This is a genomic window from Vibrio genomosp. F10 str. 9ZD137 (genome assembly GCF_049974785.1).
GTDB lineage: Bacteria > Pseudomonadota > Gammaproteobacteria > Enterobacterales > Vibrionaceae > Vibrio.
Genome location: NZ_JBNGCJ010000382.1, coordinates 1 through 6,330 on the forward strand (window position 1 = coordinate 1; position 6,330 = coordinate 6,330).

A 6,330-nucleotide genomic window follows, 5' to 3' on the forward strand; every position below is an offset into this window, starting at 1 on the left:
GTTAGCTGCATTGAAACATCACTTTATCGATAAAGATAATACGCTCAACAAGATGATAGGGATAAAAAAATGAAAAAAACACTAATGGCTACAGGCCTCGCTATGGCATTGCTTTCATCAGTCGGTGCTCATGCAGCAGATTACGTGATTGATACTAAAGGCGCACATGCTTCGGTTAACTTTAAAGTCAGTCACCTAGGCTACAGCTTCATCAAAGGTCGTTTCAACCAATTTGATGGTGTGTTCTCTTACGATGGAAAAGATCTATCGAATTCAAGTGTGACGGTGAATGTTGACACGCGTAGTCTGGACTCTAATCATGCAGAGCGTGATAAACACCTACGCAGTGATGATTTCATTAATGCATCGAAATATTCGACAGCAACGTTTGTGAGTAACAAAGTTGTCGATAACGGTGATGGACAGTTTGATATTATGGGCGATTTATCGCTTCACGGGCAAACGAAACCAATCATCATCAACGCAGAATTGATCGGTGAAGGAACAGACCCTTGGGGTGGTGAACGTGTTGGTTTTGTTGGCACAACAAGATTAGAGTTATCAGACTTTGCCATTAAAGTGATGGGCGATTCTAGCTATGTTGACATGGAATTGCATGTTGAAGGTATTAAGAAGTAAGGCTAAAAGCCTGAATCTATAGAAATACACAGTGACTGAAAAGATACAGCTATTAAAAAACCCGTTGAGTTTAACCTCACGGGTTTTTATTTTTTACACAGTGGAACAGGACACGATGTCATACGCACTGAATAACAAAAATTCTACGCATTCCCGCGCTCATCGTTTTTAATCAAAATAAAACTCTCTCCATACACTGGACGAAGTGCTCTTAAGATTTCATGGCGACTAATGACTCCAATGAATTGTTCACCTTCTAGTACAGGAATAATCTGCGGTCTAGCAACTTTCATCGACTTTGCTCGTTGCTCTAGCGATAAGGTACTAAAATGGGTTGCTGTACCGATACCGGCACTGCTCGTGGGGTAGAGTTTATCTTTATCGATGCATAGGAACTCGGCAACATCAATCAAACGTTCATGTGCCTGTATAGCAATCACATCCCGTGACATCAAATCGACGACTTTTTGATTGCTGGCGGCGACATAATCCTTGCACCATAAGTCAACCATGACATCGTGTGCGGAAAAAAATCCGACCAGACGGCCCTCAATATCGCAAACAGGGGCACCATCGAGATTGTTCTCCAACAGCAAATCTATCGCAACTGATGTTTGCATGTTGGCACTTAGAGTCATCGGCAAAGGCATCATAATTTCTTTGACCGATAGTTGGTTGTTAAACGAGATTTTTTTAACTGGATCTAAGGTCGCCGCGGTGGTGATGGTCGACAAATTGGCGGCTTTAAGTTGTGGACGTCTGTAAATTGTCCAGTTAGCCAGGCCAACAAGAACAGCGCCGCCAACAATGTTACCCAGTGTAACTGGGATCAAGTTAGCCGTAATGAACTGATAGATATTGAGGTCAGTGTACTGACTTGGAGTGGCGCCAATCTGTAACCAAAAGCTGTCAGGAGCGAAATTTTGTAAAACAATACCCAGTGGCACCATAAACATATTGGCGACACTGTGTTCAAAACCACTGGAGACGAACATCGACACCGGAAGTACGATCAATATGGATTTTGTCATTGCATTGGCTGAGCAAAATGTTAACCAAATCGCCATACAGACTAATAGGTTACAAAGAACCCCTAATGCAAAGGCTTGAACAGGAGTGTGGTGTAGTTTATGTTGCGCGATATTCAGGGCGTTCAACCCCCATTGGCCTCCATCGAGCTGATATAAGCCTGCTGCCGTAACGAGAAGCAGCACCAGCATGGCACCCAATAGGTTGCCGATATACACTTTACCCCAAATCGATAGCATCTTTGTAAAAGTGATTTGCTTATTCGCCCACGAAATCGATGACAGTACCGAGCTTGTGAACAGTTCGCCACCGCAAAGGACGATAAGAATCAGCCCCATACTGAATGCAACTCCGCCAGCAAAACGGCTTAATCCCCAACCTGCGGCAGCGCTTCCTGTTGTGACGGTGATGTAGAAAACAAAGGCAAGACCAATAAACGCACCAGCCATCATGGAAAGCCCGAGGATCATACCGTCCGTTTTTTTTGCTTTACTTAAAGCAAACTTTTCAGCTTCAGCCATCATTTCACTGGGTGAGTAAAGTTGATGGTTGTTGTTTTTTTCTAAAGTCACAATGACACCCTTGCTCAAATTGCAGTGTTTGCTTTGCCCAAATGAAACAAATTCTTCTGCACAACCTATTTTATGCAACCAACTGTAACAGAAAAATTGATGATATATTTGCTGTCAATCAAATTAAATGATGATATTTAAAGAGCAGACAAGATGAATCCACCAACAACTCGTCTTAAAATCATCGACTCAGACTCATTAAATCGATTGCATTCACATTTTTATGAAATCATTAGTAATCAAAGTTACATTAATGTGATGAATATCTTCCTGTGGCTCGTTGCTTTGCTTTAGTATCTCCTCTTGATTAACGATTGTTCCTTGATGCAACTATCGAGGATGGAGATAAGTAATGAGTGTATTGGTTGCCATTTCATTAACAACAGGCATACTTTCTGGTCTTTGGGGCTGGATTGCCATTTCGTTAGGTTTGCTGTCCTGGGCTGGTTTTCTTGGCTGTACAAGTTACTTTGCCTCTCCTAAGGACGGTATTAAAGGGCTAGGCCAAAGCTTGATTACTAACTTAACGGGTGTGTTTTGGGCTCTCGTTATCATCCATGCGTCGTCAATGCTGAGTCTAGAGATTCTCGGGTATGTGATTACTGCAATCGTTGCGTTCTTGATGTGTATTCAAGCGAAACAGAGCTGGCTTTCCTATATTCCAGGAACCTTTATTGGTTCATGCGCGACGTTTGCTGCGGATGGAAACTGGAAACTCGTGGTCCCGTCATTAGTTTTGGGCGGTATCTTTGGTTATCTAATGAAAACCAGCGGTTTATGGTTACACCAAAAGATAGATCAAAGTGATTTGGTGACAAAGCCGCTCGCTTAATCTGATCAGTCTGATTAGAGTCTAATTGCTAATTGGCTTGAAGATACGATGGCATTGATTTCCGAGGTGGGCGCTCATTTTTCTAATGCGTTCCTCTCCCCACCTAGGTATTACCATTTGCCATCGTAATAACCCTTTTTAGAGTCCACCTTATAAGAACAGGAATAAAATCAACCCCTTGTTCTTCACAGTACGAAACAATGGCTAATGCTAAATCGGGCTTCGCGTGTTTTTTTAGAACGCGTGCCACCACTTTTTTCGCTGGGATCGGATGGTCATAGGGGATTCTAATCATGTCTCTGAAGAAATGCTCAAATCCATTTGCGTACAAATAATGCTCAATATCTCGATCTGGCAATTCTGTTAACCGATGACGTTCTTGGTCTCTACCCAACTGTCCGCGGGCGGTTGCCGAATATTTTTTCCCCGCAGGATCGCCATCAGTCACTACGTGCCAGTCAATGCCAAATGCCTTGGCAACCTTGATCAGTGACTTAAGACCCGACTGCGCAAACTCAATAATCTGCACACCTTCAGCCGCAAGGTTATAGCCACATTGATTGGCCAGTTCGTTAAAAAGCCATACCTCAGTTTCCCCTTCAACGAGTAACCAGCAACGGGCAAATAGAGCACCGGAGCGGTGAAATCGTATATGGAAGCCAATACGGCGAAGCTCATCTTTAGTGAACCCTTTTTCAGGCAGTGAGGTGGCAATAGTTTTGTCTGATTGACGAACCAAGCGTCTAATCGTGTAAAGAGGGACTTGAGAAAGCAACTCACCGCTGTTGGTGGTGAGTATTTTTTGCATAGGGAGAAGTTGAAGCAAACTCCAAGCTCTGGCGAGATGAGTAGGGTGCAGTCTTCCTTCTGGGTCTTCTAAAATAAGCAGAGGACGCGCACAGCGGCGAAGGTCATTTGGCCCTTTCGCTTGAAGGTAGGCATTGAGTAGCCCCATCATCAATAAGCGTGTTTGCTTGCTCTTCGTTTCTTCGACCACTTGTGAGAGGCTTTTCTCATTGGCACGAGTGTTAAAAAACAACCCATCTCGTTGTTTTCTCGGACTCTTTCGACTGGTACTCTTAAAGGAAAAATAGTGGTCTACGAGCATATTCATTGAATTCAGACTGCTGCGCATTTCTCCCTTGTTTACGTGACCAGGGGTGGCGAGTAAACGGCGGCAAGTATTATCGATGCGTTTTTCAATCCGTGTGTTAACCCCGTTGGTTTGATCAAACGGGCGATCAAATCGTCTAGAATCTTTAAGTCGAATCACGGGATGCAATGACATCAGTTCTTGAGCTAATTTTTCAGAGTGGTGCAGATGCAGCGGATTGCCTTGGCAGTCTAAAAACGCAAATTGAGTCGTTACCTCATACTGCTTAAGTGTGGCACTGATTCGGTAATAGATATGCGCGTTGCTGTCTTCATCATAGACCCAAATCGGTTTTATTTTTCGATACCGACCCGCTCTGATCTCATGTTTGTCGGTGGATTTTAATGCAATGATAATTTGCAAATGTTGGGTTTGTGGATGGGCGATGGAATAATCGACATGAAAATCTTGCATCTCAAATCGGTATGGTTGCCCATTAGCGGGGAGTGCAACGGATAGGGCATCCAATAACGAAGACTTGCCCCATGTGTTTTCCCCAATAAGTGTGGTGAGTTCGCCCAGTGGCAGTGATAAGCGTTTTATTCCTCTAAAACCAGAAATCTCTATTCGTTCTATTTGCATAGGCAGGCTCCAATGCAGTTAAGTATAAGATAACGTGACTGTGTGCGCTGTATTCTTATCTCACTTGTTTTTATATCACTTAACCATAAGCATAATAGAAAAGTATCGAATAAGCAGACTGTTAGCTCACATAATCATTTTTGTCGATCAATACATCTCTGCAGAGTGAGCTGGGAAAAGTGGAAAAATAGGGGAAAAGAGACGTTTCTTTTTCAAGAATGTTTCATAAAAGTCACGATTCTGTCATGATTTGCACGCTAGGATGAGCGGGAATAGATGATAAATGATGAACAAAAACATGAAGAATAGACCAGCTAAAATGATTCTGGCGCACATTAACGATACCCACTCTTATTTCGAACCGACGTCATTGCATTTAAACTTAGATGTGCAAGGCCAGGCGCTAACCCCGTTCGTCAGTGCGGGGGGATTTGCACGCATCGCCACTCGAGCTAAGCAACTGAAACAACATGCGACAGAAACGAAAACGCCATTTGTGTTCCTGCATGCAGGGGACTGCTTTCAAGGTACGCTGTACTTTTCTCTTTTTAAAGGTAAGGCGAATGCAGATTTATTGAATGCACTAGACATTGACGCAATGGCTTTGGGTAATCACGAGCTTGATATGGGAAACGAACCGGTTGCTCAGTTTGCTCAACGCATCAACTTTCCTTTGCTCTGTGGTAACTGGGACCTTTCCAACGAAAAGAAAGAGAAAGTGTACCGAGTGTCCGACTCAAAAAATGTATTGAGCTTTTGTCATCAAGAAAAAATTGCCCCTTGGATGATTAAGGATGCAGGGGGAGAATCAATCGCAATATTCGGTCTTTCGTTGGATAAAATGGCGGATATTGCTAACCCCGATTTTGATACCCCCTTTGTTGACGCGACAGAAACCGCAAAAAGAACGGTGGCTGCGATACACAAACAGGGAATCAACAAGATAATTTTACTTAGCCACTTAGGGTATGAAGCGGATATCGAACTCGCAAAGCAAGTCTGTGGTATCGGCGTTATTGTGGGTGGGCACAGTCACCGATTACAAGGTGATTTTAGTGCTCTAGGGCTAGAAAAAGACGATGACTACGGAATAAAGGTAAACACAACCTATGTTGTACAAGCGGGCTTCCATGCGCTAAGTATCGGCCATTGTGAAATCCAGTTTAATGAAGTAGGGGAAGTGGTTTCATTGATAGGTAAGAATGAATTGTTGCTCGGGCGTCGTTTGTTTTTAGATGCCAATATGAATCAAACGGGCTCAGATGATCACCATATTAAAGCGTGTGATTTTTTAAAGCAGCATCCAAACGTTGTGGTGTGTAAAAAAGATCAAGGCGTTCAGCGTATCCTGCTAGAAAAATACATCCCCAGAGTACGTAAGCTACAAAAGCAAATTATTGCTCACGCGAAAGATACGTTACGTCATGTTCGTATTCCTGATAGTCAAGGCGAAAGCGAATTGGCGCCATTGGTCGCTGAATCGTTCCTCGTGGCAATGAACCGCCGCGGTCATCATGTCGATT

5 protein-coding genes are annotated in these 6,330 nt (G+C 43.3%); 3 read left to right on the forward strand and 2 right to left on the reverse strand.

All coding sequences use genetic code 11. The features are described from left to right. Window positions 1-69 precede the first annotated feature (69 nt). Window positions 70-639 (forward strand): YceI family protein, encoded by a 570-nt coding sequence (locus tag ACP45E_RS08575; protein ID WP_017033663.1) that lies wholly within the window; start codon window positions 70-72, stop codon window positions 637-639. 143 nt (window positions 640-782) lie between these two features. Here the strand turns inward: ACP45E_RS08575 and focA are convergent, their stop codons facing one another. Further along, window positions 783-2,240, reverse strand: a complete 1,458-nt coding sequence (gene focA / locus ACP45E_RS08580; protein WP_017038166.1) for a formate transporter FocA — start codon at window positions 2,238-2,240, stop codon at window positions 783-785. A gap of 352 nt (window positions 2,241-2,592) precedes the next feature. On the opposite strand from focA, the gene ACP45E_RS08585 reads away from it, so the two are divergent. After that, window positions 2,593-3,072 (forward strand): DUF1097 domain-containing protein, encoded by a 480-nt coding sequence (locus ACP45E_RS08585; RefSeq protein WP_017033660.1) that lies wholly within the window; start codon window positions 2,593-2,595, stop codon window positions 3,070-3,072. A gap of 103 nt (window positions 3,073-3,175) precedes the next feature. Here the strand turns inward: ACP45E_RS08585 and ACP45E_RS08590 are convergent, their stop codons facing one another. Then, a complete protein-coding gene (locus tag ACP45E_RS08590; RefSeq protein WP_017038164.1) occupies window positions 3,176-4,807 on the reverse strand; it encodes an ATP-dependent endonuclease in 1,632 nt (543 codons plus the stop codon). 286 nt (window positions 4,808-5,093) lie between these two features. Here ACP45E_RS08590 and ACP45E_RS08595 point away from each other — a divergent pair. Continuing rightward, window positions 5,094-6,330, forward strand: a 1,237-nt coding sequence (locus ACP45E_RS08595) for a bifunctional metallophosphatase/5'-nucleotidase (protein WP_426510928.1), incomplete at its 3' end; no start/stop codon positions are given.

Coding starts and splice junctions, on each gene's coding strand:
- ACP45E_RS08590 (WP_017038164.1), bottom strand. CDS start 4,807: ATGCAAATAGAACGAATAGAGATTTCTGGTTTTAGAGGAATAAAACGC.
- ACP45E_RS08585 (WP_017033660.1), top strand. CDS start 2,593: ATGAGTGTATTGGTTGCCATTTCATTAACAACAGGCATACTTTCTGGT.
- ACP45E_RS08575 (WP_017033663.1), top strand. CDS start 70: ATGAAAAAAACACTAATGGCTACAGGCCTCGCTATGGCATTGCTTTCA.